This is a genomic window from Pseudomonas sp. SDO55104_S430 (assembly GCF_054070595.1).
The window spans coordinates 13610-37816 of record NZ_JBSVXG010000037.1 but is presented as its reverse complement, the minus strand read 5'-3'; the positions used below and the strand labels follow the sequence as shown (position 1 = coordinate 37816).

The 24207-nt window shown below is 61.5% G+C and carries 22 protein-coding genes and 1 pseudogene; 17 read left to right on the top strand and 6 right to left on the bottom strand.

Translation table 11 applies throughout. The annotated features are described in order from the left end of the window. Window positions 1-51: 51 nt before the first annotated feature. A complete protein-coding gene (locus ACW9JE_RS09680; RefSeq protein WP_457432614.1) occupies window positions 52-771 on the bottom strand; it encodes a tellurite resistance TerB family protein in 720 nt (239 codons plus the stop codon). 194 nt (window positions 772-965) lie between these two features. Between ACW9JE_RS09680 and ACW9JE_RS09675 the strand changes: the two genes are divergently transcribed. The 9 genes and pseudogenes from ACW9JE_RS09675 (at window position 966) to ACW9JE_RS09635 (ending at window position 10958) form a co-directional block, all read left to right on the top strand. Next, entirely contained in the window at window positions 966-1880 is a 915-nt protein-coding gene (locus ACW9JE_RS09675) for a LysR family transcriptional regulator (RefSeq protein WP_224537216.1), read from the top strand. 132 nt (window positions 1881-2012) lie between these two features. Continuing rightward, window positions 2013-3470 (top strand): gamma-aminobutyraldehyde dehydrogenase, encoded by a 1458-nt coding sequence (locus ACW9JE_RS09670; RefSeq protein ID WP_457432613.1) that lies wholly within the window; start codon window positions 2013-2015, stop codon window positions 3468-3470. Between the two features lie 84 nt (window positions 3471-3554). Beyond that, complete coding sequence (ydcS, locus tag ACW9JE_RS09665; protein ID WP_457432612.1) at window positions 3555-4706, top strand: putative ABC transporter substrate-binding protein YdcS; 1152 nt, start codon at window positions 3555-3557, stop codon at window positions 4704-4706. A gap of 106 nt (window positions 4707-4812) precedes the next feature. Further along, a complete protein-coding gene (locus tag ACW9JE_RS09660) occupies window positions 4813-5850 on the top strand; it encodes an ABC transporter ATP-binding protein (RefSeq protein ID WP_457432611.1) in 1038 nt (345 codons plus the stop codon). Window position 5851: 1 nt separating this feature from the next. Beyond that, entirely contained in the window at window positions 5852-6799 is a 948-nt protein-coding gene (locus ACW9JE_RS09655) for an ABC transporter permease (RefSeq protein WP_224537209.1), read from the top strand. Continuing rightward, window positions 6789-7613 carry an ABC transporter permease gene (locus ACW9JE_RS09650; RefSeq protein ID WP_457432610.1) on the top strand — a complete coding sequence of 275 codons (825 nt, stop codon included), beginning with the start codon at window positions 6789-6791 and terminating at the stop codon, window positions 7611-7613. Before ACW9JE_RS09655 ends, ACW9JE_RS09650 begins: the two co-directional genes overlap by 11 nt. A 167-nt stretch (window positions 7614-7780) precedes the next feature. Next, complete coding sequence (locus tag ACW9JE_RS09645; RefSeq protein ID WP_457432609.1) at window positions 7781-9205, top strand: gamma-aminobutyraldehyde dehydrogenase; 1425 nt, start codon at window positions 7781-7783, stop codon at window positions 9203-9205. A gap of 33 nt (window positions 9206-9238) precedes the next feature. Continuing rightward, window positions 9239-9319: pseudogene (locus ACW9JE_RS09640) on the top strand (outer membrane lipoprotein carrier protein LolA); the annotation flags it as partial. A 154-nt stretch (window positions 9320-9473) separates the two neighbouring features. Next, window positions 9474-10958, top strand: a complete 1485-nt coding sequence (locus tag ACW9JE_RS09635) for an APC family permease (protein ID WP_457432608.1) — start codon at window positions 9474-9476, stop codon at window positions 10956-10958. Here the strand turns inward: ACW9JE_RS09635 and ACW9JE_RS09630 are convergent. Continuing rightward, window positions 10948-11142, bottom strand: coding sequence for a hypothetical protein (locus ACW9JE_RS09630; RefSeq protein ID WP_224537202.1), 195 nt, complete (start codon window positions 11140-11142; stop codon window positions 10948-10950). The genes ACW9JE_RS09635 and ACW9JE_RS09630 overlap by 11 nt on opposite strands. 451 nt (window positions 11143-11593) lie before the next feature. Then, the gene (locus ACW9JE_RS09625) at window positions 11594-11779 is read right to left on the bottom strand and encodes a hypothetical protein (protein ID WP_175375180.1); all 186 of its coding nucleotides are present in this window, start codon (window positions 11777-11779) and stop codon (window positions 11594-11596) included. Between the two features lie 419 nt (window positions 11780-12198). Between ACW9JE_RS09625 and ACW9JE_RS09620 the strand changes: the two genes are divergently transcribed. The 8 genes from ACW9JE_RS09620 to ACW9JE_RS09585 all read left to right on the top strand — a co-directional run bounded on the left by ACW9JE_RS09620 (window position 12199) and on the right by ACW9JE_RS09585 (window position 21095). After that, window positions 12199-13824, top strand: coding sequence for a glucan biosynthesis protein D (locus ACW9JE_RS09620; RefSeq protein ID WP_224537201.1), 1626 nt, complete (start codon window positions 12199-12201; stop codon window positions 13822-13824). Between the two features lie 276 nt (window positions 13825-14100). Beyond that, window positions 14101-15015, top strand: a complete 915-nt coding sequence (locus tag ACW9JE_RS09615; RefSeq protein ID WP_224537199.1) for a glutamate/aspartate ABC transporter substrate-binding protein — start codon at window positions 14101-14103, stop codon at window positions 15013-15015. Between the two features lie 192 nt (window positions 15016-15207). After that, complete coding sequence (locus tag ACW9JE_RS09610) at window positions 15208-15954, top strand: amino acid ABC transporter permease (protein ID WP_224537197.1); 747 nt, start codon at window positions 15208-15210, stop codon at window positions 15952-15954. Beyond that, a complete protein-coding gene (locus ACW9JE_RS09605; RefSeq protein ID WP_224537218.1) occupies window positions 15954-16625 on the top strand; it encodes an amino acid ABC transporter permease in 672 nt (223 codons plus the stop codon). The genes ACW9JE_RS09610 and ACW9JE_RS09605 overlap by 1 nt, the downstream gene beginning before the upstream one ends. After that, a complete protein-coding gene (locus tag ACW9JE_RS09600; RefSeq protein WP_175375185.1) occupies window positions 16622-17356 on the top strand; it encodes an amino acid ABC transporter ATP-binding protein in 735 nt (244 codons plus the stop codon). Before ACW9JE_RS09605 ends, ACW9JE_RS09600 begins: the two co-directional genes overlap by 4 nt. A gap of 162 nt (window positions 17357-17518) precedes the next feature. Beyond that, complete coding sequence (gene aauS, locus ACW9JE_RS09595; protein WP_224537195.1) at window positions 17519-19420, top strand: two-component sensor histidine kinase AauS; 1902 nt, start codon at window positions 17519-17521, stop codon at window positions 19418-19420. After that, complete coding sequence (gene aauR, locus ACW9JE_RS09590) at window positions 19417-20745, top strand: two-component response regulator AauR (protein ID WP_224537193.1); 1329 nt, start codon at window positions 19417-19419, stop codon at window positions 20743-20745. The genes aauS and aauR overlap by 4 nt, the downstream gene beginning before the upstream one ends. A 20-nt stretch (window positions 20746-20765) precedes the next feature. After that, a complete protein-coding gene (locus ACW9JE_RS09585) occupies window positions 20766-21095 on the top strand; it encodes a GlpM family protein (RefSeq protein ID WP_457432615.1) in 330 nt (109 codons plus the stop codon). A 124-nt stretch (window positions 21096-21219) separates the two neighbouring features. Here the strand turns inward: ACW9JE_RS09585 and ACW9JE_RS09580 are convergent, their stop codons facing one another. From ACW9JE_RS09580 to ACW9JE_RS09570, 3 genes are all read right to left on the bottom strand, one after another. Then, entirely contained in the window at window positions 21220-22128 is a 909-nt protein-coding gene (locus ACW9JE_RS09580; RefSeq protein ID WP_457432607.1) for a hypothetical protein, read from the bottom strand. Further along, entirely contained in the window at window positions 22125-22820 is a 696-nt protein-coding gene (locus ACW9JE_RS09575; protein ID WP_224537188.1) for a hypothetical protein, read from the bottom strand. The genes ACW9JE_RS09580 and ACW9JE_RS09575 overlap by 4 nt, the downstream gene beginning before the upstream one ends. Before the next feature lie 222 nt (window positions 22821-23042). Next, window positions 23043-24074, bottom strand: coding sequence for an alpha/beta fold hydrolase (locus ACW9JE_RS09570; RefSeq protein WP_457432606.1), 1032 nt, complete (start codon window positions 24072-24074; stop codon window positions 23043-23045). Window positions 24075-24207: the final 133 nt, after the last annotated feature.

The window sequence follows — 24207 nt, the reverse complement described above, 5'->3', positions numbered from 1 at the left end:
GATTGGTGGTGCCTGTAGGAGCGAGGCTTGCCCGCGAAGGCTTCTGACGGTTTAAACGGTTGCCTGCCGAACCTGCCGCTCCAGCTCGACCTTCAACCCCGGCTCCAGCCTGAGCTGGCGCGCCAGTTCATCGAGGTAGGACTTCTCCATGAAGCTCTCCTCATCCACCAGCATCACGCTGGCGATGTACATCTCGGCGGCCATTTCCGGGGTGCTGGCGGCGCGGGCGACGTCGCTGGGGTCCAGGGGTTTGTTGAGTTCGGCGTGCAGCCAGTGGCGCAGTTCCTGATCGTTGTCGAGCTTGATGAACTCGCCTTCGATCAGCTCGCGCTCACGCTCGTCGATGTGACCGTCCGCCTTGGCCGCCGCCACCAGAGCCTTGAGGATCGCCTGACTGTGTTGCTCGACTTGCGCGGCGGGCAGACGGTCGAGGGTCTGCGGCTCGGTTTTGGGCGCTGTGCCCTGCTGGGCCTGCCAATTGCCGTAGGCTTTGTATGCCAGTACACCCAGCGCAGCCAGACCGCCATAAACCGCAACCTTGCCACCGACCTTGCGCGCCTTCTTGCTTCCCAGCAGCAACCCCATCGCGCCGGCTGCCAATGCGCCGCCGCCAGCACCGGAGAGCAATCCCCCGATACCGCCCGAGCCGCCATTTCCGCCAAGCAGCCCGCCCAAGCCACCAGATGATTTGGTCTGAGCACCACCTGCCTTGTTCTGCAACATATCCTGACCCGATTTCAACAGTTGATCGAGCAATCCACGGGTGTTCATGTTCGCCTCCGTAAAAGGGTCTACCCGGCTGATAAGGCCCCCAGCCTAGATCGAAAGTGCCCTACGCCCACCGCCAGAGTTGCGACCAAATGTTGCCCACTTGCAGTTCGCCGCTCGAAGCTCGCAACTGCCTTTCTATAAAACCGATATACACTCGAGCAAATCTATAAAAACCGCCCACCGGGTACCCTTCCATGATGACCTTGCGTCAGATCCGACATTTCATCGCCGTGGCCGAGACCGGCTCGATCTCCGCCGCCGCGCAAACCGCGTTCATTTCCCAATCGACCCTGACCCTGGCGATCCAGCAACTGGAACAGGAAATCGGCGTCGGCCTGTTCAACCGCCACGCCAAGGGCATGACCCTGACTCACCAGGGCCATCAGTTCCTGCGTCAGGCGCATCTGATCCTCGCCACCGTCGACAACGCCAAACGCAGCCTGCAACAGAGCACCGATCAGGTGGCCGGGCAATTGATCGTCGGTGTGACCAGCCTGGTGGCCGGCTACTACCTCGCGGATCTGCTCACCCGTTTCCAGCGCGCCTACCCCAATGTCGAAATCCGCGTGATGGAGGACGAACGCCCTTACATCGAGCATTTGCTGGTCAGCGGCGAGATCGATGTCGGCGTACTGATCCTGTCCAACCTCGAAGACCGTCACGCCTTGCAGACTGAAGTGCTGACTCACTCACCTCACCGGCTGTGGCTGCCGGCCCAGCATCCTTTGCTGGAACACGACAGCATCAACCTCGCCGACGTGGCCCGTGAGCCATTGATTCAACTGAACGTCGATGAAATGGATCGCAACGCCCAGCGCATGTGGACGGCGGCCTCCCTGCAACCGCGCATCACCTTGCGCACAGCGTCCACCGAAGCGGTGCGAAGCCTGGTGGCCGCCGGGCTCGGGGTGTCGATCCAGCCTGACATGACCTACCGCCCGTGGTCGCTGGAGGGCGACATCATTGAAGCGCGGCCGATCGCCGACCTGAGCCAGACCCTGGACGTGGGCCTGGCCTGGCGTCGCGGCACCGCCCGCCCTGCCCTTGTCGACCCGTTCCTGACCGTGGCACGTGAGCAGCCACACGGCCCACGCAAGCCATCTATTTAATCGAACGCCACCTTCAGTATTTAGAATTTGTCGACCTCGGGTCCGCGCACTAGTCTTGCTGCATCTATATAAAGACGGCCGGCCCCAGGCACTGGGAGCAGCATGGCCACACAAGAAAAGAGATCCCGAAAAATGGCTGGCGCGCAGACTCCGCTGTTTACCGCCCTGTTGATCGATGGCGAATTGGTCGGCGGGCAAGGCTTTGTCGAGCCGATCATCAACCCGGCCACCGGCGAAGTCCTGACGCAGATCGCCGAAGCCAGCACCGAACAGGTCGAAGCCGCCATCCTCGCCGCCCACCAGGCCTTTGCCGGCTGGTCGCGGACCACACCGCAGCAGCGCTCGAACCTGCTGTTGGACATCGCCAACGCCATTGAAAAGAACGCCGACCTGCTCGCCCGCCTCGAAGCCTTGAATTGCGGCAAGCCATTGCATCTGGCGCGTCAGGACGACCTGAGCGCCACGGTCGATGTGTTCCGCTTCTTCGCCGGTGCCGTGCGTTGCCAGACCGGCCAACTCAGCGGTGAATATCTGCCGGGCTACACCAGCATGGTCCGTCGCGATCCGATTGGCGTGGTCGCGTCGATTGCACCGTGGAACTACCCGATCATGATGGCCGCCTGGAAAATCGCCCCGGCCCTGGCCGCCGGCAACACCCTGGTGTTCAAGCCGTCCGAGCACACGCCGCTGTCGATCCTCGCACTCGCTCCGGCGCTGGCGGAGATTCTGCCGCCGGGAGTGATCAACATTGTCTGCGGTGGTGGCGAAGGCGTCGGCAGCCATCTGGTCAGCCATCCCAAGGTGCGCATGGTGTCGCTGACCGGCGATATCGTCACCGGGCAGAAAATCCTTCAGGCCGCTTCGAAAACCCTCAAGCGCACGCACCTGGAACTGGGCGGCAAGGCCCCGGTGATCGTCTGCAACGACGCCGACATCCAGGCGGTGGTCGAAGGCGTGCGCACCTACGGTTACTACAACGCCGGCCAGGATTGCACCGCGGCCTGCCGGGTCTATGCCCAGGCCGGGATTCACGACCGCCTGGTGGCAGAACTCGGCGCGGCGGTCAGCAGCCTGCGTTTTGCGGGCAAGCGCGATGCCGATAACGAAATCGGTCCGCTGATCAGCACTCGACAGCGCGACCGCGTGGCCAGCTTCGTCGAGCGCGCCCTCGGCCAACCGCACATCGAGCGGGTCACCGGTGCGGCGGTGCATTCCGGTGCCGGTTTCTACTATCAGCCGACCTTGTTGGCCGGCTGCAAACAGAGCGACGAAATCGTCCAGCGCGAAGTGTTCGGCCCGGTGGTCACCGTGACCCGCTTCGATCAACTGGAGCAGGCAGTGGACTGGGCCAATGATTCGGAATACGGCCTGGCGTCATCGGTCTGGACCCAGAACCTGGACAAGGCGATGCAGGTCGCCGCGCGCCTGCAATACGGCTGCACCTGGATCAACAGCCATTTCATGCTGGTCAGCGAAATGCCCCACGGCGGCCTCAAGCGCCCGGGCTACGGCAAGGACCTGTCCAGCGACTCGTTACAGGACTACAGCGTGGTGCGGCACATCATGGCGCGCCATGGCCAGCATCTCTGACTACGCTAATAACAAGCCGCCAACGGCATGCTTCACCCCGTTCGAAAAACTGCCCCGACCATAATTTAAAGAAGAGGGAATTCCATGTTCGCGCACAAGACCGCACTGCTCAGTGCAATCACCACCGCGCTGCTGGCCAGTGCCAGTGTCCAGGCCGCCGAGCCGCTGAAGGCTGTCGGCGCTGGCGAAGGTCAGCTGGATATCGTGGCCTGGCCCGGCTACATCGAACAGGGCGAAAGCGACAAGGCCTACGACTGGGTGACCGGTTTCGAGAAGGAAACCGGCTGCAAGGTCAACGTGAAGACCGCCGCCACCTCCGATGAGATGGTCAGCCTGATGGCCAAGGGCGGTTACGACCTGGTCACCGCGTCCGGCGACGCCTCCCTGCGCCTGATCGTCGGCAAGCGTGTACAACCGATCAACACTGCGCTGATCCCGAACTGGAAGAACCTCGATCCGCGCCTCAAGGATGCGCCTTGGTACGTGGTCAACAATCAGACCTACGGCACCCCGTACCAGTGGGGCCCGAACGTGCTGATGTACAACACCAACGTGTTCAAGACCGCGCCGGACAGCTGGAGCGTGGTGTTTGCCGCGGAAAACCTGCCGGACGGAAAACCGAACAAGGGCCGTGTGCAGGCCTATGACGGACCGATCTACATCGCCGATGCGGCGCTGTACCTCAAGACCGCCAAGCCGGAACTGGGGATCAAAAACCCCTACGAGCTGACCGAAGAGCAATACAAGGCGGTGCTCGATCTGTTGCGCGCGCAGCAACCGCTGATACACCGCTACTGGCACGACACCACTGTGCAGATGAGCGACTTCAAGAACGAAGGCGTGGTCGCTTCCGGCGCCTGGCCGTATCAGGTCAACGGCCTGATGAACGAGAAACAGCCGATCGCCTCGACCATCCCGAAAGAAGGCGCCACCGGCTGGGCCGACACCACCATGTTGCACACCGAGGCCAAGCATCCGAACTGTGCCTACAAGTGGATGGACTGGTCGCTGCAACCGAAGGTCCAGGGCGACGTGGCCGCCTGGTTCGGTTCGTTGCCGGCGGTGCCGGCGGCGTGCAAGGAGAGCGAACTGCTCGGCGCCGAAGGCTGCAAGACCAATGGTTTCGACCAGTTCGACAAGATCGCCTTCTGGAAAACCCCGCAGGCCGAAGGCGGCAAGTTCGTGCCGTACAGCCGCTGGACCCAGGACTACATCGCGATCATGGGCGGTCGTTAAACCCTTATCGCGAGCAGGCTCGCTCCCACAAAGAACACACAGGACCTGTGGGAGCGAGCCTGCTCGCGATGTTTTCAAGATTTCAGCTTTCCCGGAGCACCGCACCATGACGCTTGCAGTCCAGTTCACCAACGTTTCCCGTCAGTTCGGCGAAGTGAAGGCCGTTGACCGGGTTTCCATCGATATCCAGGACGGCGAGTTCTTCTCCATGCTGGGCCCTTCGGGCTCGGGCAAAACCACCTGTCTGCGCCTGATCGCCGGTTTCGAACAACCGAGCGCAGGCTCCATCCGCATTCACGGCGAGGAAGCCGCCGGGCTGCCGCCGTATCAGCGCGACGTGAACACCGTGTTCCAGGATTACGCGCTGTTCCCGCACATGAACGTTCGCGACAACGTCGCCTACGGTTTGAAAGTCAAAGGCGTGGCCAAGGGCGAACGCAACAAGCGCGCCGAAGAAGCCCTCGACATGGTCGCTCTCGGCGGCTACGGCGAGCGCAAGCCGGTGCAGCTCTCCGGCGGCCAGCGTCAGCGCGTGGCCCTGGCCCGTGCCCTGGTCAACCGCCCACGGGTGCTGCTGCTCGACGAGCCCCTCGGCGCACTGGACCTCAAGCTGCGCGAGCAGATGCAGAGCGAATTGAAGAAGCTGCAACGCCAGCTCGGCATCACCTTCATCTTCGTCACCCACGACCAGACCGAAGCGCTGTCGATGTCCGACCGCGTGGCCGTCTTCAACAAGGGCCGCATCGAACAGGTCGACTCGCCGCGCAACCTGTACATGAAACCTGCGACCACTTTCGTCGCCGAATTCGTCGGCACCTCCAACGTGATCCGTGGCGATCTGGCCCGTGAGCTGAGCGGCAATCCGCAGCCGTTTTCGATCCGCCCGGAACACGTGCAGTTTGCCGAGGGCCCGCTGGCCAGCCATGAAATCGAAGTCAGCGGCCTGCTGCACGACATTCAATATCAGGGCAGCGCCACCCGCTATGAACTGAAACTGGATAACGGCCAGACCCTGAACATCAGCAAGGCCAACAACCAGTGGCTCGATACCAGCGCCCAACACCAGACCGGGCAACGCATGACCGCGCGCTGGGCCCGCGAAGCGATGATCCCGCTGCACGACACCCTGGCAAGCGGGGTCTGAGATGAACACCATGGCTATCTCTCAAACCACGACAGGAGGCTCGGCACTGCGCAGGTTTTCCAACCTGCTGTACCGCCGGCCGAACCTGTACCTGTCGATGCTGTTGATTCCGCCGCTGCTGTGGTTCGGCGCGATCTACCTGGGTTCGTTGCTGACCCTGCTGTGGCAAGGTTTCTACACCTTCGACGACTTCACCATGGCGGTCACCCCCGACCTGACCCTGGCGAACTTCGCCGCACTGTTCCAGCCCGCCAATTTCGACATCATTCTGCGCACCCTGAGCATGGCCATCGTGGTCTCGATCGCCAGCGCCATCGTCGCGTTCCCGATCGCCTACTACATGGCGCGCTACACCACCGGCAAGACCAAGGCGTTTTTCTACATCGCGGTGATGATGCCGATGTGGGCCAGTTACATCGTCAAGGCCTACGCCTGGACGCTGCTGCTGGCCAAGGGCGGCGTGGCGCAGTGGTTCGTCCAGCACCTGGGGCTGGAGCCGTTGTTGCAGTTCGTGCTGGGGATTCCGGGCGTGGGCGGAAGCACCCTGTCGACCTCGCACCTGGGGCGGTTCATGGTGTTCGTCTACATCTGGCTGCCGTTCATGATCCTGCCGATCCAGGCCTCGCTGGAGCGTCTGCCGCCGTCGCTGTTGCAGGCTTCCGCCGACCTTGGCGCCAAGCCCAGCCAGACCTTCATGCAGGTGATTCTGCCGCTCTCGGTACCGGGCATTGCCGCCGGCTCGATCTTCACCTTTTCCCTGACCCTCGGCGATTTCATCGTGCCGCAGCTGGTGGGCCCGCCGGGCTACTTCGTCGGCAGCATGGTTTACGCCCAGCAAGGTGCGATCGGCAACATGCCGATGGCCGCTGCGTTCACCCTGGTGCCGATCGTGCTGATCGCCGTTTACCTGTCCATCGTCAAACGTCTGGGGGCCTTCGATGCACTCTGACTCTTCATCACAAGGGCGTGCTTCATGGGGCCTCAAAATCGCAGCCTGGGGCGGGTTGGTTTTCCTGCACTTCCCGATCCTGATCATCTTCATGTACGCCTTCAACACCGAAGACGCGGCGTTCAGCTTTCCGCCCAAGGGTTTCACCCTGAAGTGGATCGGCGTGGCGTTCTCGCGGCCCGACGTGCTGGAAGCGATCAAGCTGTCGCTGCAGATCGCCTCGATTGCCACGCTGATCGCCCTGGTGCTCGGAACCCTGGCTTCAGCGGCGCTGTATCGCCGGGACTTCTTCGGCAAGCAGGGCATCTCGCTGATGCTGATCCTGCCGATCGCCCTGCCGGGGATCATCACCGGGATCGCGCTGCTGGCGACCTTCAAGTCGCTGGGCATCGAGCCCGGGATGTTCACCATCATCGTCGGCCACGCGACCTTCTGTGTGGTGATCGTCTACAACAACGTGATTGCGCGATTGCGCCGCACCTCCCACAGCCTGATCGAGGCCTCGATGGACCTCGGTGCCGACGGTTGGCAGACCTTCCGCTACATCATCCTGCCCAACCTGGGCTCGGCGTTGCTGGCCGGCGGCATGTTGGCATTTGCGCTGTCGTTCGACGAAATCATCGTGACCACCTTCACCGCAGGCCACGAACGCACCCTGCCGCTGTGGCTGCTCAACCAGCTCAGCCGCCCTCGGGATGTGCCGGTGACCAACGTCGTGGCGATGCTGGTGATGATGGTGACCATGCTGCCGATCCTCGGCGCCTATTACCTGACCCGTGGCGGAGAGAGCGTTGCGGGGAGTGGCGGGAAGTAATTCAACAACAGACAACAACCTCTCCTGTAGGAGCGAGGCTTGCCCGCGAAAGCGGTGTGTCAGCCACCATCAATGCCGAATTTTGATGGCCTCTTCGCGGGCAAGCCTCGCTCCTACAGGGTTCGGTTTCTACAGAAAAATAAAAGTATTTGAAGAGGACAAAACCAATGCAAACCCAACTCCTGATCAACGGCCAACTGCTCAACGGCGAAGGCCCGGCCCAACCGGTGTTCAACCCCGCCCTGGGCCGCGTGCTGGTGGAAATCAACGAAGCCAGCGAAGCCCAGGTCGATGCCGCGGTGCGTGCCGCTGATGCTGCGTTCGACAGCTGGTCGCAGACCCCGCCCAAAGAGCGTTCGCTGCTGCTGCTCAAACTCGCCGACGCCATCGAAGCCCACGGCGAAGAGCTGGCCAAGCTGGAGTCGGACAACTGCGGCAAGCCCTACAGCGCCGCGCTGAATGACGAGATCCCGGCAATTGCCGACGTGTTCCGTTTCTTCGCCGGAGCCAGCCGTTGCATGAGCGGTTCGGCCGGTGGCGAATACCTGCCCGGCCACACCTCGATGATCCGTCGTGATCCGGTGGGCGTGATCGCCTCCATCGCGCCGTGGAACTACCCGCTGATGATGGTCGCCTGGAAAATCGCCCCGGCCCTCGCCGCTGGCAATACCGTGGTGCTCAAGCCATCGGAACAGACCCCGCTGACCGCGCTGCGTCTGGCGCAACTGGCGTCGGAAATCTTCCCGGCCGGCGTACTCAACCTGGTGTTCGGCCGTGGTCCTAGCGTCGGCAGCCCGCTGGTCACCCACCCGAAAGTGCGCATGGTGTCGCTGACCGGCTCGATCGCCACCGGCTCGAACATCATTTCCAGCACCGCCGACAGCGTCAAACGCATGCACATGGAACTGGGCGGCAAGGCGCCGGTGATCATCTTTGACGACGCCGACATCGATGCCGCCGTCGAAGGCATCCGCACCTTCGGCTTCTACAACGCCGGCCAGGACTGCACCGCTGCCTGCCGTATTTACGCGCAGGAAGGTATCTACGAGAAATTCGTCGAGAAGCTCGGCGCAGCGGTCAGCAGCATCAAATACGGTTTACAGGACGATCCATCGACCGAACTCGGTCCGCTGATCACCGCGCAACACCGCGACCGCGTGGCCGGGTTTGTCGAGCGCGCCGTGGCCCAGCCGCACATCCGCCTGATCACCGGCGGCAAGGCGGTGGACGGCAATGGCTTTTTCTTCGAACCGACCGTGCTGGCGGACGCGCAGCAGGACGACGAAATCGTTCGTCGCGAGGTATTTGGCCCGGTCGTTTCGGTGACCAAATTCACCGATGAGGCTCAGGTTCTGGGCTGGGCCAACGACTCGGACTACGGCCTGGCGTCCTCGGTCTGGACCGCCGACGTCGGCCGCGCCCATCGCCTATCGGCGCGCCTGCAGTACGGCTGCACCTGGGTCAACACCCACTTCATGTTGGTCAGTGAAATGCCGCACGGCGGCCAGAAACTGTCCGGGTATGGGAAGGACATGTCGATGTACGGGCTGGAGGACTACACCGTCGTTCGGCATGTGATGTTCAAGCACTAAAAAGCATTACCTGTAGGAGCGAGCTTGCTCGCGATGGACGTCAACGATGACGCGGGGTTCCTGACGCCCCGCGGTGCTCTCAGGTTCTTCGCGAGCAAGCTCGCTCCTACAGTGGGATTCACCACGGTTTCAGGGCAGAAACCGGCACTACGCACCACCAGGCTCCAAACCAACAAAACAACAATAACCACCGAACCTGGCGGCGCTCTCACAGCCCCGCCACGGCTTCGGCCATCCGAAATCTGCCGATTTTCCGGAGAAAACACACATGAGTGCATCACCCGATCTCTCGACAGCCGTTGCCGACAGCGATGCCGAGCAACTACGCCAACTGGGTTACACCTCCAACTTCAATCGCAGCATGAGCCTGTGGGAAAACTTCGCCCTGGGCTTCACCTACCTTTCCCCGGTCGTCGGGGTTTATACCCTCTTCGGCCTTTGCCTCGCCGCCGGCGGGCCACCAATGTTCTGGGCCTATTTGCTGGTCGGTTGCGGCCAGTTGCTGGTGTGCCTGATCTTCGGTGAAGTGGTCTCGCAGTTCCCGATCTCCGGCGGCGTATATCCGTGGGCCCGGCGTCTGGTGGGCAAGCGCTGGGCATGGATGGTCGGCTGGATCTACTCCATTGCCCTGTGCGTGACCATCGCCGCCGTTGCGGTTGGCGCAGGTCCGTACCTGGCGGCCATGCTGGGTTTTGAACCGAGCAACAACACCAACATCGTCATCGCCCTGGTGCTGACGTTGTTCGCCACCCTGGTCAATCTCAGCGGCACCAAGACCCTGGCGCGAATCGCCATGTTCGGCTTCCTCTGCGAACTGATTGGCGCGGTGATCGTCGGCGTCTACCTGCTGATCTTCGAGCGTCATCAGTCGATCGGCGTGCTGTTCGACACCTTCGGCATCAGCGTCGATGGCTCGTACCTGCCGGCGTTCCTCACCGCGTCCCTGGCGGGGATGTTCCTGTACTACGGCTTCGAAGCCTGCGGCGACGTGGCCGAAGAAACCCCGAACCCGAGCAAGAAAATCCCGGTGGCCATGCGCATGACCATCTACATCGGCGGCGTCGCCGCGATGTTCGCCTGCCTGGCCCTGATCCTCGCCGTGCCGGACATGCAGGCGGTGATCAACGGCACCGACAAGGACCCGGTCGGCACCATTCTTGGCAACGCCTTCGGCCCGGTCGGCTCGAAAATGGTCATGGGCGTGGTGATGATTTCCTTCATCTCCTGCGTCATCAGCCTGCAAGCGGCGGCGAGCCGCCTGCTGTACTCCTACGCCCGGGACGAAATGGTCATCGGCAGCCGACTGCTGAAGAAGATTTCTCCTACAACCCAGGTTCCGGTGGCCGCCCTGTTCGTCTCCGGCATCCTGCCGGCACTGATCATCATCCTCGGCTTCTTTCTGCAGGATGCCGTCGCCACCATCGTCAGCTTCGCCGCCATCGGTATCTACCTGGCGTTCCAGATGATCGTCCTGGCAGCCCTCTACGCCCGCATGAAAGGCTGGAAACCGAGCGGCAAATTCACCCTCGGCGCCTGGGGCTGGCTAGTCAACATCGGCGCCCTGGCCTACGGCATCGGCGCCATCATCAACATGGCCTGGCCCCGCACGCCGGATGCGGCGTGGTACATCAACTACTCGATGGTGTTGAGCACCGTCATCGTGATCGGCCTGGGTCTGCTCTACATGTGGATCGCCAAGCCGTACGACCACGGCACCGCACCTGCTGGGGATGCCTGGAAGGTTAGTCGCTGATGTGAGTCGCCCCGGGGTCCGCTGGGAAGCCGGGGCGATCTTCTTCCTTCAAGCAAATGCTGGTATCCCCTCTCAGCAAAGCCATCAAATCATCCGTGCGCCATTTGATATCGGCTTTGCCACGCACGGCTTCGAAACGGTCCTGAAGATCTGCTTCAGGGTTCTTGTTGTCAGTGTCTGTCATAGATCAATCTCTCCTTCAGACAAAAAGATACCGCATTCCTGCCCTCCCAATACCGACCAGTCAAGTTGCCGCAGGACATGTAGCAGCTGGCGAAGCCTGCGTTCGACTGCGAAGCAGTCGCAAAACCTGAATGCGAGGTCTGCCTGAGACACCGCATTGGCTGATTTAACGACTGCTGCGCAGCAGAACGCAGGCTTCGCCAACTGCTACAGGGATCTCGCACGGCCGATGGCACGAGCTACTGAAACAAAAAACAAAAAGGGGCAGACTGCAACGTCTGCCCCTGCGTTGTAACACTCCCAGTTTCCCCCTTGGGGACATACCTCCCAAAACAATGAACAACTGGCCTACCTGTCCGCAATCGACGCCGGCATTGCCGACGCTGACGCAGGCAAGTTGACCTCTCTGGAGACCGTGAAAGCCAAATGGCTCTCACGCTAACCAGTCCCACTCAAAACCGCGAAACACTCCTCATCGCATCCACCAGATACCGCATGGCAATCCGGTCGCTCTCCGACAATTCCCTGTAACGCTCCACCAGCTTCATTTCCTCGCTGTTCAGCCGGCGCCTTCGCCTACCCAGGCCCAGGCATGGAAAGATTCCCAACATTTCGGTGATGCCTTGTACTTTCGACATGGACGATGTCCTTCTCTCTACGTCAAAGAAAACTTCAGAAACCGCATCGCCCTTGATCTATCTTCCGGCAGCGCCGCATGGGCCACTGAACCGTACCGGCCCGAAGGGCATAAACCGGTCATGACTACAGAATAGAAATAATCTCGGCGCTGAAAAGCGGTTTTTAGAGTAATTACACGAAAAAAGCAGATATGCCCTCTAAATCAGAAAGGGCTGTGGGAAATGTTTCCGGACACGTCTTGTTTCATTCGCGCGCTAGCGTCTTGCCATCAACCATTTTTGCTCTGCAATCGAACGGTTTAAGCTATTCGGCATCTGTTTAAAGTCCGTCGCGTTTGGCCGAAGGCATGTCCGAACCGTAATTTCTGATCCAGTACGTGCCAGGAACGGCGCGGGATTGTTCACGACAGGTTGTAGTTATGCACCGCAGAAATTTGCTCAAAGCCTCCATGGCCATTGCGGCCTATACCGGTTTGTCCGCCACCGGCCTGCTCGCCGCCCGCGCCTGGGCTGCCCCCGGGACGGCCGATGGCGAGGCCAAGGCCTTCGATTTCGAGGCCTTGAAGATCCAGGCCAAGCAACTGGCCAGCAACCGCTACCAGGACACCAAGCAGGTGTTACCGCCGACCCTGGCGACCATGACGCCGCAGAATTTCAATGCGATCCGCTACGACGGCGACCATTCGCTGTGGAAAGACAACAAGGGTCAGCTGGACGTGCAGTTCTTCCACGTCGGCATGGGTTTCAAGCAGCCGGTGCGCATGTACAGCGTCGATCCCAAGACCCGCATGGCCCGCGAGGTGCATTTCCGTCCGGAGCTGTTCAACTACGAAAAGACCACGGTCGACACCAAGCAGTTGACCGGCGACCTGGGTTTCTCCGGCTTCAAGCTGTTCAAGGCGCCGGAGCTGGACAAGCACGACGTGGTGTCTTTCCTAGGCGCCAGCTACTTCCGCGCGGTGGATGCCACTGGCCAATATGGCCTCTCGGCCCGCGGTCTGGCCATCGACACCTACGCCAAGAAGCGCGAGGAATTCCCTGACTTCACCAAGTTCTGGTTCGAGACCCCGGACAAGGACAGTACTCGCTTCGTGGTCTATGCCCTGCTCGACTCGCCAAGCGCCACCGGCGCCTACCGCTTTGACATCGACTGCCAGGCCGAGCGCGTGGTGATGGAGGTCGATGCCCACGTCAACGCGCGGACCGCCATCGATCAACTGGGCATCGCGCCGATGACCAGCATGTTCAGCTGCGGTACCCACGAGCGCCGCATGTGCGACACCATTCACCCGCAAATCCACGACTCCGATCGCCTGGCGATGTGGCGCGGCAACGGCGAGTGGATCTGCCGCCCGCTGAACAACCCGGCCACCCTGCAATTCAACGCCTTCGCCGACAACGATCCGAAGGGCTTCGGCCTGGTGCAGACCGATCACGAATTCGCCAGCTATCAGGACACCGTCGACTGGTACAGCCGCCGTCCGAGCCTGTGGGTCGAACCGACGACGGCATGGGGCGAAGGCTCGGTGGACCTGCTGGAGATCCCCACCACCGGCGAGACCATGGACAACATCGTCGCCTTCTGGACACCAAAAAAACCGGTGGCCGCCGGCGATTCGCTGAACTACGGCTACAAGCTGTACTGGAGCGCGCTGCCGCCGGTCGGCACGCCGCTGGCGCGGGTTCATGCGACGCGTTCGGGGATGGGCGGCTTCACCGAAGGCTGGGCGCCGGGCGAACACTATCCGGAAGTCTGGGCCCGTCGTTTCGCCGTGGACTTCACCGGCGGTGGCCTGGATCGCCTGCCGGCCGGTGCCGGCATCGAACCGGTGGTCACCTGCTCGAACGGTGAGGTCAAGGATTTCAGCGTGCTGGTGCTCGATGACATCAAGGGCTTCCGCATCCTGTTCGACTGGTACCCGACCAACGACAGCGTCGATCCGGTCGAGCTGCGCCTGTTCATCCGCACCAACGATCGCACCCTCAGTGAAACCTGGTTATACCAGTATTTCCCGCCGGCACCGGACAAGCGTAAATACCCCTGACAGCGGGTTGCGCCCCAACGCCATTCGGTTTTCCGAACGCGACCTGCGGGTCGGTTCGGATAACCGGATTCTCCAGCGCAGAAAAAACCGCAATAAATATTTAATCCCCTTATAAATCAATGCTTTGATCAGTTGCGACTGGTCTGGCACGAGTCATGCTCTACACTTCTTCGACGAATGCCTGTTGCGCCAACACTTCAGGAGCCGTCAGGCATTCAATGCTCAAAAGGGCCGGTGAACTGGCTCCATAAAAAAAACAATGTCGAGGAAAATTTGATGCGCATCGTTCCCCATATCCTGGGCGCAGCCATTGCTGCCGCTCTGATCAGCACTCCAGTTTTCGCCGCCGAACTCACCGGCACCCTGAAGAAGATCAAAGATTCCGGCACTATCACCCTTGGACATCGCGACGCTTCCATTCCTTTCTCCTACATCGTGGACGCTTCCGGCAAACCGGTCGGCTACTCCCACGACCTGCAACTGAAAGTCGTCGAAGCTCTGAAAAAAGAGCTGGACCTGCCCAACCTTCAGGTCAAGTACAACCTGGTGACCTCGCAAACCCGTATCCCGCTGGTGCAGAACGGCACCGTGGACCTGGAGTGCGGTTCCACCACCAACAACGTCGAGCGTCAGCAGCAGGTTGACTTCTCCGTGGGCATCTTCGAAGTCGGCACCCGTCTGCTGTCCAAGAAAGACTCCGCCTACAAGGACTTCGACGACCTGAAGGGCAAGAACGTCGTGACCACCGCCGGCACCACGTCCGAGCGCATCCTCAAGGCGATGAATGCCGACAAGCAGATGGGCATGAACGTCATCTCCGCCAAAGACCACGGTGAGTCCTTCCAGATGCTGGAAAGCGGCCGCGCAGTGGCCTTCATGATGGACGACGTACTGCTGGCCGGCGAAATGGCCAAGGCCAAGAAGCCTGCCGACTGGGCCGTGACTGGTACTCCACAGTCCTACGAAATCTACGGCTGCATGGTTCGCAAGGGCGACGAGCCGTTCAAGAAGGTCGTGGACGACGCCATCAAGGCCACCTACGCATCGGGCGAGATCAACAAGATCTACGACAAGTGGTTCCAGCAGCCAGTACCGCCTAAGGGCGTGAACCTGGAGTTCCCGATGAGCAACGAGCTCAAGGCCCTGATCGCCACGCCGACCGACAAAGCGGCTGACGACAAGAAATCCTGATTTCTGACTAACCTTATCTCCTGAAGGGGCCGTTGCCCTTTCAGGAGTTGTCACCTCCTGCTGGCATTTATGGAAACACTCGAACCGGTGGCTATCGAGCTGGTCGCGTGTGCCTGATCGAACGGATCAGGCGGGAACGGAGTTTCCCCCAAGCGGGTACTTGTACATCGATTGATCTGAGGGGAGACCCTAATGAATTACAACTGGGACTGGGGCGTGTTCTTCAAGTCCACCGGCGTGGGCAGCGAGACCTATCTCGACTGGTTCATCTCCGGTCTGGGCTGGACCATCGGCATCGCCATCGTGGCCTGGATCATCGCCCTGACGCTGGGCTCGATCCTGGGCGTCATGCGGACCGTGCCGAACCGCATCGTATCGGGCATCGCCACCTGCTACGTCGAACTCTTCCGTAACGTGCCGCTGCTGGTTCAACTGTTCATCTGGTACTTCCTGGTGCCCGATCTGCTGCCGGCCGATCTGCAGGAGTGGTACAAGCAGGACCTGAACCCGACCACCTCGGCCTTCCTCAGCGTCGTCGTGTGCCTGGGCCTGTTCACCGCCGCCCGTGTTTGCGAACAGGTGCGTACCGGTATCCAGGCGCTGCCAAAAGGTCAGGAATCCGCGGCCCGCGCCATGGGTTTCACCCTGCCGCAGATCTACTGGAACGTGCTGCTGCCCCAGGCCTACCGGATCATCATTCCGCCGCTCACCTCGGAGTTTCTCAACGTCTTCAAGAACTCGTCCGTCGCCTCGCTGATCGGCCTGATGGAGCTGCTGGCGCAGACCAAACAGACCGCCGAGTTCTCGGCCAACCTGTTCGAAGCGTTCACCCTGGCCACACTGATCTACTTCACCCTGAACATGAGCCTGATGCTGCTGATGCGTATGGTCGAGAAGAAAGTTGCCGTACCAGGCCTGATTTCCGTAGGGGGTAAATGATGGAACTCGACTTCTCGGGCATCATCCCGTCCCTGCCAGGCATGTGGAACGGCATGATCATGACCCTCAAGCTGATGGCCATGGGCGTCATCGGCGGGATCATCCTCGGCACAATCCTGGCGCTGTGCCGTCTGTCACACAACAAACTGTTGTCGAATCTGGCGGGCGCCTACGTCAACTATTTCCGTTCGATTCCGCTGCTGCTGGTGATCACCTGGTTCTACCTGGCGGTACCGTTCGTGCTGCGCTGGATCACCGGCGAAGACACCCCGATCGGCGCGTTCACCTCGTGCATCGTGGCCTTCATGATGTTCGAAGCGGCTTACTTCTGCGAAATCGTCCGCGCCGGTGTGCAGTCGATTCCCAAGGGCCAGATGGGCGCCGCCCAGGCACTGGGCATGAACTATGGCCAGATGATGCGCCTGATCATCCTGCCCCAGGCCTTCCGCAAGATGACCCCGCTGTTGCTGCAACAGAGCATCATCCTGTTCCAGGACACCTCGCTGGTATATGCCGTCGGCCTGGTGGACTTCCTCAATTCTGCGCGTGCCAGCGGTGACATCATCGGCCGCTCCAATGAGTTCCTGATCTTCGCAGGGCTCGTGTACTTCATCATCAGCTTTGCCGCCTCGCAGTTGGTCAAGCGCCTGCAAAAAAGGATCACCGTATGATCTCCATCAAGAACATCAACAAGTGGTATGGCGACTTCCAGGTGCTGACCGATTGCAGCACCGAGGTCAAAAAAGGCGAAGTGATCGTGGTCTGCGGGCCGTCCGGTTCCGGCAAATCGACCCTGATCAAGTGCGTCAACGCCCTGGAGCCGTTCCAGAAAGGTGACATCGTGGTCGACGGCACCTCCATCGCCGACCCGAAAACCAACCTGCCCAAGCTCCGTTCGCGGGTGGGCATGGTGTTCCAGCATTTCGAACTGTTCCCGCATCTGACCATCACCGAAAACCTGACCATCGCGCAGATCAAGGTGCTGGGCCGCAGCAAGGAAGAAGCGACCAAGAAAGGCCTGCAACTGCTCGAGCGCGTCGGTCTGTCGGCCCACGCCCACAAGCACCCGGGACAACTGTCCGGCGGTCAGCAACAGCGTGTGGCGATTGCCCGTGCGCTGGCGATGGACCCGATCGTCATGCTGTTCGACGAACCGACCTCGGCACTGGACCCGGAAATGGTCAACGAAGTGCTCGACGTGATGGTGCAACTGGCCCACGAAGGCATGACCATGATGTGCGTGACCCACGAAATGGGCTTCGCCCGTAAAGTGGCCGACCGCGTGATCTTCATGGACAAGGGCCAGATCATCGAAGACTGCAAGAAAGAAGAGTTCTTCGGCGACATCAGCCACCGTGCCGAACGTACGCAGCACTTCCTCAACAAGATTTTGCAGCACTAAGAAAACACCGCTATCCCCTTGTGGGAGCGGGCTTGCTCGCGAAGGCGGCGGCACATTCAAAATGGATGTGACTGACACTACGCCTTCGCGAGCAAGCCCGCTCCCACATTGGGTCGGTGGTGGTCTTGAGATTTGTGTTGTGGTTGACCCAAGGCATCTGTGATGAAATGCGACCCCACTCTCGATCGCGCTCTAGAACCATCACTCGCCGTGAAACCCCGTCTGATTCGCCATCTGTTCCTGCCGCCGCTGATCATCGCCATGATGATTGGACTCGGTTACATCGGCTTCTGGGTCAGTGAGCACTACGGCATCCGCAATCTCGGCGAAAACGGCCAGCGCCAGCTGGAGTTGCACGCCCGCGCCGTCGAAAGCGAAATCAGCAAATACACCTACCTGCCCAGCCTGCTGGAGCTCGAATCCAGCGTCTCGACGCTGCTGGACGATCCGAGCCCGGAACACCGGCAAACGGTCAACGAATACCTCGAAGGCCTGAACCGACGCAGTCGCAGTCGGGCCATTTACGTGATGGACACCACCGGCCGTGTCATGGCCACCAGCAACTGGCGCGACGTCGACAGTTACCTGGGTGAAGACCTGTCCTTCCGCGCCTATTTCCAGAACGCCGTTCGCGGCCAGCCGGGGCGCTTCTACGGCATCGGCAGCACCAATGGCGAACCCGGCTACTACCTGGCCCACGGCCTGGAAGAACACGGCAAGATCATCGGCGTCGCCGTGGTCAAGGTGCGCCTGGAAGCCATGGAGGAGCGCTGGCAGCGGGCGCGCCTGGAAGCCTTCGTCAGCGACGAGAACGGCATCATCATCCTCTCCAGCGATCCTGCGCGGCGCCTCAAATCGGTGGTGCCACTGAGCGAAGAGACCAAGGAAAAGCTCGCTCGCAGCCTCCAGTACTACTGGTTCCCGCTCACCGAGTTGCAGCCGCTGGCCCGGGAAACCCTGTCCGAAGGCGTGGAAAAGCTGACCTTCCCGGCCAACAGCGAGGTTGTTTCCGACGATGAAAACATCAGTTACCTCTCGCAAACCCGCCAGTTGAACGACACCCCGTGGAATTTCACCCTGCTGACGCCGCTCCAGGATCTGCGCCGGGAATCGATCAACCAAGGCATTCTCGTGGCCGTCGCTTTTGGCCTCGTGGCGTTCCTGCTGATCGCCTGGAACGAGCGGCGCAAGGTGATCGCCACCCGCCTCGCCGCCCGGGAAGCCTTGGAGCAAGCCAACAATCAGCTGGAGCGTCGGATTACCGAACGCACCGTCGACCTGCGCGCCAGCAACGAACGGCTCAAGGGTCAGATCCGCGAACGACGCCATGCCGAGGAGACCTTGCGCCGCGCCCAGGATGAACTGGTGCAGGCCGGCAAGCTCGCGGCCATCGGCCAGATGTCCACCAGCATCGCCCACGAACTGAACCAGCCGCTGGCGGCGCTGCGCACGCTGTCCGGAAATACCGTGCGCTTTCTCGAGCGCGGCCAGCTGGACGTGGCCAGCACCAACCTCAAGACCATCAACGAACTGATCGACCGCATGGGCCGGATCACCGCCAGCCTGCGTTCCTTCGCCCGGCGCGGCGACGACAAGGGCCAGGCCTGTCTCGGCAAGGGCGTGGACGCCGCCTTGCAATTGCTCGGCTCGCGGGTGGAGAACGCCCGGCTGCAACTTCATCGCCATTTCGAAGACGTTCAGGTCCAGATCGACCAGACCCGTCTGGAGCAGATTCTGGTCAACCTGATCGGCAACGCCCTCGACGCCATGCAGGCGCAGCCGCAGCCGGAGTTGTGGCTCGAAGGTGACGCGGTCGACGGCAAATACCGCCTGCGGGTTCGCGACAACGGCCATGGCATCGACGCCGAAGCGCGCAAGCATCTGTTCGAACCGTTTTTCACCACCAAACCCGGCGAGCAGGGCCTGGGCCTCGGCCTGACCCTTTCGGCGAGCCTGGCCGCCGCCACCGGCGGTCACCTGGGCGTCGAGCACCCGGCCAGCGGTGGTACCGCATTCGTCCTCAGTTTACCGTTGGTAAGCCCCACACCCGCCGAGCCAATATGAACCACGACCTTAGTGTTTTGATCGTCGAAGACGACCCCCACGTGCTGCTCGGCTGCCAGCAGGCACTGTCCCTGGAAGACATCCCATGCATCGGTGTCGGCAGCGCCGAAGAAGCCCTGGAGCGGGTCGGCGACAACTTTGCCGGCATCGTCATCAGCGACATTCGCCTGCCGGGCATCGATGGCCTGGAATTGCTCACCCGCCTCAAGGCTCGCGATCGCAGCCTGCCGGTGGTGCTGATCACCGGGCACGGCGACATCTCCATGGCGGTCGGCGCGATGCAGAAAGGCGCCTACGACTTCATGGAGAAACCCTTCTCCCCGGAACGTCTGGTGGACGTGGCCCGCCGCGCCCTGGAGCAACGCAGCCTGGCAAGGGAAGTCACTTCGTTGCGCCGGCAGTTGGCCGAGCGCGATTCCCTGGAAGGCCGGATCATCGGCCGTTCCCCGGCGATGCAGAACCTGCGTGAATTGATCGCCAACGTCGCCGATACCTCGGCCAACGTACTGATCGAAGGTGAAACCGGGACCGGCAAGGAACTGGTCGCCCGCTGTCTGCATGACTTCAGTCGCCGGCATACCCGCCAGTTCGTGGCGCTGAACTGCGGCGGCCTGCCGGAAAACCTGTTCGAAAGTGAAATTTTCGGTCACGAAGCCAACGCCTTCACCGGCGCCGGCAAGCGGCGCATCGGCAAGATCGAGCACGCCGACGGCGGTACCCTGTTCCTCGACGAAGTGGAAAGCATGCCACTGCCTCTGCAGATCAAGCTGCTGCGGGTGCTGCAGGAGCGCACTCTGGAACGCCTTGGCTCGAACCAGAGCGTGCCGGTGGATTGCCGGGTGATCGCCGCGACCAAGTCGGACCTGGATGAATCGAGTAAGGCCGGGGAATTCCGCAGCGACCTGTATTACCGCCTCAACGTGGTGACCCTGGAACTGCCGCCGTTGCGTGAACGCCGCGAAGACATCCTGCAACTGTTCGAATACTTCTTGCAGCAGTCATCCCTGCGCTTCGACCGCGCCGCGCCGGAACTGGACAACCAGACCCTGTCGACGCTGATGAGCCACGACTGGCCGGGCAACGTGCGCGAACTGCGCAACGTCGCCGAGCGATTCGCCCTCGGCCTGCCGGCGTTCAAGAAAACCGGTGCCGCCGGCGGCGCTCAGGACCTGACTTTCGCCGAAGCAGTTGAAGCCTTCGAACGTAACTTGCTGAGCGACGCCCTGCAGCGCAGCGGCGGCAACCTGACCCAGGCCAGCCACGAGCTGGGCATGGCCAAGACCACCCTGTTCGACAAAGTGAAAAAGTACGGCCTGAGCCATTAAGCGAGACCTGTGTGGACCTGATTCTCAAAGCAACCCTGGGCGCGGCGGTGGTGGTGATCCTCGCCGCCCTGGCCAAAACCCGGAACTACTACATCGCAGGCCTGGTGCCGCTGTTTCCGACCTTCGCCCTTATCGCCCATTTCATCGTCGGCAAAAGCCGTTCGCTGGATGACCTCAAGACCACCATCCTGTTCGGCATGTGGTCGATCATTCCCTACTTCGTCTATCTGGCGACTTTGTATGTGATGGTCGATCGGATGCGGCTGGAGGCGTCGCTGGCAGTGGCTGCAGTGGCGTGGCTAATGGCGGCGACGGTGCTGGTCAGCGTGTGGGTGCGCTTCCAGACCTGACCCTGAACCCTGTAGGAGCGAGCATGCTCGCGATGGAGGCTCAGACACCGCGGGCATCCAGACAGCCCACGTTATCGTTGATGACCATCGCGAGCATGCTCGCTCCTACAGGACACGGGCAACGCTACTGCCCGTAAACCCTCTGCAATTGCGCCTGCGTCAACGCATCCTCGAACGGCACCGGCACTGACTTCACCGCGCCATACAGGTTGCGGTAACGCGAGTAACTGCCGTTGTTGACCAGCTGATAACCCCGCTCGACCACGCGCTGGCCATCCAGCACATAACGCAAGGTTTCCTGGGCCGCTTCGGGCGGTGCCGGTTGCATCAGGTCGGTGGCCAGCACGCGCATGGACTCGTCGATGCACTCGTCGAGCACCGCCGTCACCTTCGCCAGATCGAGGCTGCCGTCGTCGATGCATTGTTTGCCGCAACGACGGATCGGCTGGCTGGTCACCTCAATGCGCATCCGGTACAGCGCCGAACCGGCAATGTCCTGGACCTGCACCTGATTGACCAGGACAAAACTGCCGCGATCGGGGGTGAGCATCAGTTTGGGTTCAATCACCAGCCGTGCAGTGACCGCCCCCTCCCCCTGCTTGAGCCCGGCTCCTTGCGACGCCTGCTGGTAGCGCTGTTGCAGACGCTCCTGCAACGGCACAGCGGCGAGCAGATCGGCCATGGGCCGTGCATCCTTCTGCGCGGATTTTTCCGCATCACGCTGCAGGCTGCCGCTGCCCATCTGGGTGTTGATCAGACTCGCCACCAGCAGCCCGGCCAACCCCGCGGTATTGCCGGAGTTCGCCACCAGGTTGTGACTGGACGATGCCGCCTTCTGCGCCGCCTCGGAATCGATCACCGTGCTCGCCCCGACAAACGCCTGGGGCAGCTGCATGTCCACTTTCAGCCCATGGGCCTGAACGTAGGATGCAGCGCCCTGGGAGCGAAAGCCGCTTTCAGGCGCCGGTTTCTGCGCACAGCCGGCCAGCACTGACAGGGTCAGTGCGCCGACTATTGTCAGCGAGCGTTTCATTGCTCGAACGGCGTGATCATTTGCTGACGGCTGGTGTCCATGGCTTGGTAGAAAGCGTTGGACAGGTTGGTGTAGGTCGGCTCATCCCACTCGCCCTGGGCTGCCTGCACGATCGAGAAAGGTTTGAACCACAGCAGACGGTTGTCGGCGAGGTCGACCACCATGCCCTGACCGGCCACCTGGGCCATCGGCACGCTGGTCGGCACGAAGCCGTAGTAGCTGCGGGTGGCGCCGGTGGCGTAGACATTCACCAGCAACAGACGGTCGACGCCGTAAGTGGCTTTGATCGGCGTCAGGTCACGGACGGTGTAGCCTTCACGGTAGCTTTTTTCCTTGTAGGCCTGGAGATTCACCGGCTCGTTGATGCGCTTGACCTTGTAACCCTTGGCCTCGAGCTTGGCGACGATGACGTCGGGCAGCGTATTGAGGTCGCGCACCTGCCATTTTTCGACGTTGTCGCTGAGTTTGCTGTTCACACCCTTGTTGATGGCGTAGTCCAGAAGTCCCTGGTTACCGGTCAAGGCCAGCACCGGCGGCGGCACGACCGTGATCGCCACACCGATGGTCGGTTCCTTGGCATCCCAGAATTGCTGGTCCAGCGGCACGGGAGGTTGAACGTGGGCACAGCCGGTGAGGGTCAGGCAGGCGAGCAACGTGAGCGCAGCCCACGTACGAATGGCGCGGAGAGTCATGGATCAAATCCCTATGATTGAAAACGTGCAGCCTGAAGCGGCTGCGACGGTCGACAACCATAGTGGCACATTGATATTTTTTCAATCGGAAGAATCTTATCCACAGGGGTAATTGCAATCAAAAAACTGTGGGAGCGAGCCTGCTCGCGATGGAGGCTCAGACACCGCGGGCATCCAGACAGCCCACGTTATCGTTGACGACCATCGCGAGCGTGCTCGCTCCTACAGGAGATTGTGTTCGGCCACCGGCTCGATCTGCGCCCAGTGCGAAGTATCTTCACGGTGCGCCCGCAGGTACGGCAGGACGGCTGCCAGTAGCGGCGCCTTGAACTGCTCCTGAAAACGATGGGCCAGGCCCGGAATCAGCTTCAGCTGGCTGCCACGCAGATGCGCGGCCAGGTGTACGCCGTGCATCACTGGCAACAGCGGATCCGCCGTTCCGTGCACCACCAGCGCCGGCACCCGCAGTTGATTGAGCAGCGCCACGCGGCTTGGTTCGGCGAGGATCGCCATGATCTGGCGCTTCACGCCTTCGGGGTTGAATGCCCGGTCGTAGGACAGCGCCGCCTGGTGCAGCAGCGCCTGGCGATCGTCGGTGATGGTCGGGCTGCCCAGCGCGGCGAGCAGATCGGCCTGTTGCTCCAGCGCCACTTCGCGATTCGGCGCGCCGCGGCGGGCGAGCAACTGCACCAGTGCGGCACTTGGCGCGGGCAGCCCTTCGGCGCCGGAGCTGGTCATGATCAGGGTCAGACTCTCGACCCGTTGCGGTGCCATCGCCGCCATGTGCTGGGCGATCATCCCGCCCATGCTCGCCCCCAGCACATGGAATTGCTCGATGTGCAGCGCATCCATCAGGCCCAGGCCGTCGTCCGCCATGTCGATCAGCGAGTACGGCGCCGACACCGGCAGGCCCAGCTTGTAGCGCAGGACTTCGTAAGTCAGGTTGGCTTCCAGCGGCGCCTGGCGCCAGGTCGACAGGCCGACATCGCGATTGTCATAACGAATCACCCGGAAACCCTGCTGACACAGGGCGACCACCACCTCGTCCGGCCAGTGAATCAACTGCCCGCCCAGCCCCATCACCAGCAGCAGCGCCGGATCGGACTCACGGCCGATGCTCTGGTACGCCAGGCTTACCTGTGCCAGATCGACTCGTTCAGTCGGAACATTCACGTCACAACGCGACGCCGCCACGCTCGGCAGATTGAAAAATGCGGCCAGACAGAAGGCCGCCGATAAAAACAAAGCACGCATGAAAAACACCGAAACGCAGAACCCCAGTAGATCGCGAGTCTGATGAAGTTTGTTCAAGCGCGCTGCCACAGTTGCGTGACAGTTTGATGAATCTCGCCGGGCGGTCGAGGCGTTAACTATGTAGCGCCCGGCC

Coding starts and splice junctions, on each gene's coding strand:
- ACW9JE_RS09660 (WP_457432611.1), top strand. CDS start 4,813: ATGACGCTTGCAGTCCAGTTCACCAACGTTTCCCGTCAGTTCGGCGAA.
- ACW9JE_RS09570 (WP_457432606.1), bottom strand. CDS start 24,074: ATGCGTGCTTTGTTTTTATCGGCGGCCTTCTGTCTGGCCGCATTTTTC.
- ACW9JE_RS09625 (WP_175375180.1), bottom strand. CDS start 11,779: ATGTCGAAAGTACAAGGCATCACCGAAATGTTGGGAATCTTTCCATGC.
- ACW9JE_RS09615 (WP_224537199.1), top strand. CDS start 14,101: ATGCGCATCGTTCCCCATATCCTGGGCGCAGCCATTGCTGCCGCTCTG.
- ACW9JE_RS09630 (WP_224537202.1), bottom strand. CDS start 11,142: ATGACAGACACTGACAACAAGAACCCTGAAGCAGATCTTCAGGACCGT.
- aauS (WP_224537195.1), top strand. CDS start 17,519: ATGAAATGCGACCCCACTCTCGATCGCGCTCTAGAACCATCACTCGCC.
- ACW9JE_RS09635 (WP_457432608.1), top strand. CDS start 9,474: ATGAGTGCATCACCCGATCTCTCGACAGCCGTTGCCGACAGCGATGCC.
- ACW9JE_RS09645 (WP_457432609.1), top strand. CDS start 7,781: ATGCAAACCCAACTCCTGATCAACGGCCAACTGCTCAACGGCGAAGGC.
- ACW9JE_RS09600 (WP_175375185.1), top strand. CDS start 16,622: ATGATCTCCATCAAGAACATCAACAAGTGGTATGGCGACTTCCAGGTG.
- ACW9JE_RS09675 (WP_224537216.1), top strand. CDS start 966: ATGATGACCTTGCGTCAGATCCGACATTTCATCGCCGTGGCCGAGACC.
- ACW9JE_RS09670 (WP_457432613.1), top strand. CDS start 2,013: ATGGCTGGCGCGCAGACTCCGCTGTTTACCGCCCTGTTGATCGATGGC.
- ACW9JE_RS09605 (WP_224537218.1), top strand. CDS start 15,954: ATGGAACTCGACTTCTCGGGCATCATCCCGTCCCTGCCAGGCATGTGG.
- ACW9JE_RS09580 (WP_457432607.1), bottom strand. CDS start 22,128: ATGAAACGCTCGCTGACAATAGTCGGCGCACTGACCCTGTCAGTGCTG.
- ACW9JE_RS09680 (WP_457432614.1), bottom strand. CDS start 771: ATGAACACCCGTGGATTGCTCGATCAACTGTTGAAATCGGGTCAGGAT.
- ACW9JE_RS09650 (WP_457432610.1), top strand. CDS start 6,789: ATGCACTCTGACTCTTCATCACAAGGGCGTGCTTCATGGGGCCTCAAA.
- ACW9JE_RS09610 (WP_224537197.1), top strand. CDS start 15,208: ATGAATTACAACTGGGACTGGGGCGTGTTCTTCAAGTCCACCGGCGTG.
- aauR (WP_224537193.1), top strand. CDS start 19,417: ATGAACCACGACCTTAGTGTTTTGATCGTCGAAGACGACCCCCACGTG.
- ydcS (WP_457432612.1), top strand. CDS start 3,555: ATGTTCGCGCACAAGACCGCACTGCTCAGTGCAATCACCACCGCGCTG.
- ACW9JE_RS09620 (WP_224537201.1), top strand. CDS start 12,199: ATGCACCGCAGAAATTTGCTCAAAGCCTCCATGGCCATTGCGGCCTAT.
- ACW9JE_RS09575 (WP_224537188.1), bottom strand. CDS start 22,820: ATGACTCTCCGCGCCATTCGTACGTGGGCTGCGCTCACGTTGCTCGCC.
- ACW9JE_RS09655 (WP_224537209.1), top strand. CDS start 5,852: ATGAACACCATGGCTATCTCTCAAACCACGACAGGAGGCTCGGCACTG.